Annotated in this window: 2 protein-coding genes and 1 pseudogene; all 3 read right to left on the reverse strand. The window is 38.8% G+C overall.

The annotated features are described in order from the left end of the window. Window positions 1–134 (reverse strand): annotated as a pseudogene (locus AYK67_RS17430) (IS6 family transposase); the annotation flags it as partial. Window positions 135–170: 36 nt separating this feature from the next. Continuing rightward, the gene (locus tag AYK67_RS03190) at window positions 171–641 is read right to left on the reverse strand and encodes a ferritin family protein (protein ID WP_068082247.1); all 471 of its coding nucleotides are present in this window, start codon (window positions 639–641) and stop codon (window positions 171–173) included. After that, window positions 628–1,806 carry an MFS transporter gene (locus tag AYK67_RS03195; protein WP_068082250.1) on the reverse strand — a complete coding sequence of 393 codons (1,179 nt, stop codon included), beginning with the start codon at window positions 1,804–1,806 and terminating at the stop codon, window positions 628–630. The genes AYK67_RS03190 and AYK67_RS03195 overlap by 14 nt, the downstream gene beginning before the upstream one ends. Window positions 1,807–2,020 lie beyond the last annotated feature (214 nt).

The raw sequence follows: 2,020 nt of genomic DNA on the forward strand, positions 1-2,020 counted from the left end.
GCAATGCAGAGCGTAAACAGCATCTCTTCAACCTCGCGCAGGCTCAAATAGAAGCGATGATAGAGCCAAACCACGTGAGCAATGATCTCGGACGGGAAACACTGGCGCTTGTAGCTAATCGATGATGGCGTCATACGCCAATCGCTATCTCATCAGGCTGGTGCCAAAGTTTACGTGACAACGCCTTTGAACGAATTGATGAATATGTTAAATTGCTCGAGAGCTAGATTCTCTAAGTATACATGGGAAAGAAAAATCAGATCGAAATCGGTCAAAGCGTCAAAATGCGGTGTTAATTCATCTTGGATAGTTTCAAGAGGGGGAATTTCAGCACCTAATTCCTGCGCGTATCTAAGGAACACTTCTGCATGTCGCGCTTCATCATTGACAGCTTGAGCAAGCCCAAGTTTAAGATTTATGTCTTCACACCTCTGAAGAAGTAATGCAGCATTTGCCATGCCAATTTGCTCAACATAACTCGAGCTTTTTGATACGAAAACGGATTTCTTCCTCAGATCATCAGGCATTTTCTCAGAGTGCAACCTCGTCCAGTCGATTTTCTGATTCCAATCGCCTAATTTTTTTCCTTGCTGATAGATCTTGGAGAAGTCTGAGTTTAAATCTAGCTTATTGTTCAACATTTAGTTTATCCTTTGTGCTTGTAAGTAAAGAAAATCTAGTAATGAGAAGTAACGAGCATATAACTAATATTATAGATGTAATTAGAAATGGAACTCCATTACCAAATGTATCTGCAATTAAAGCCCCTGTTAGTGGTAGTATTAGAACAGTAATTGACGTTATACTCTGAATTGTTCCGTAAATTTTTCCGATATTGGACGCATTGCTTCTTTGTTGAGCTAAAGATCGGAACCCAACAATACCAAAGGCAGTACCAACTCCCATACAAAATGCTACTAACATTAGCAAAGTGGCTCGTGATGAGAAGCTAGATATGGAAATTAAGAAGTATGCGAGAAAACAGACAGCGTCAAAGCAGAGTGAGATAAGGAATGTCCTTAAAAGACCGGAGATGCGCTCAATGTAAGGAACTAGATAAGACCCAATAATCCCTCCAGCCCCGATTGTCGCAATTAGTGTTCCAATATGAGCTCCTTGTCCCCCTAAGCTCAAATACAGATAGGCCAATAGATCATCTGATATGTAAACTGCAAAAATGCTCAAGCAATATACAATAGTTCCCCAAAGTAAATATGCATCTTTTGATATTAATTTATAACCATTTGAGGTAGATCTTTGAGATGGATTACTGATATCTTCAATCTGTATATTTTCTTTACGCAAGGTGTATAATAAGCAATTTAGTACCAAAATTACTGACATTACGAGAGAGAAGACTAGCTTATTAACGTCAGGTAAATACAAAGCTGTTAAGGAGAATAACAGTGGCGCTGCTACTTTGGCGATATTTGAAATTAGTGAAATTGTGCTGTTTACTTTTACATATTCTTTATAAGTATGGTGAAGAGATATGTGTCGTTGAGAAAGTATTGACGTGAAGCATCTTCCAGTAGATCTAACTAAAATCGCCAATAAAAAAGCAATTTGATTATCAGAAGTTAATGCGAATAAAGCTCCGCTAGCAACAACTAGGTTGGAACACAAGAATAAAAAGTTGTTATTTACTTTATCAACGAGATAGCCTGCCTTATGACTCAACACTGCATTAGGTAAAGCAAAGGCTGCCGCAATTAGGCCTGCGTCCATCACTGAGCCTTGAAGAGTATAGAGAATTATAAATGCAAATACTGAGTAGTCCCAAAATATGTCAAAGTAGTTTACCAAAGTATGTATAACTAAAAACTGTAACTTTTGTTCCAGTTATTCATTTTCATGAACCCTGTAATAATAGCAGTTTTGACCTGCTCCCCAAGTTCCCTCCATGTTTTAAGAGGATCCTTGTTTTCTTGATGTGCTCCCCAATTTTCCCCCGGTCGGGAGGTAGAGATTTCTGGACCAAATCAGGAACACGGGCTGGATGCGTATTCCGATTTCATCA

This window comes from Polycladidibacter stylochi, assembly GCF_001562055.1.
GTDB classification, from domain to species: domain Bacteria; phylum Pseudomonadota; class Alphaproteobacteria; order Rhizobiales; family Stappiaceae; genus Pseudovibrio; species Pseudovibrio stylochi.

Coding starts and splice junctions, on each gene's coding strand:
- AYK67_RS03190 (WP_068082247.1), bottom strand. CDS start 641: ATGTTGAACAATAAGCTAGATTTAAACTCAGACTTCTCCAAGATCTAT.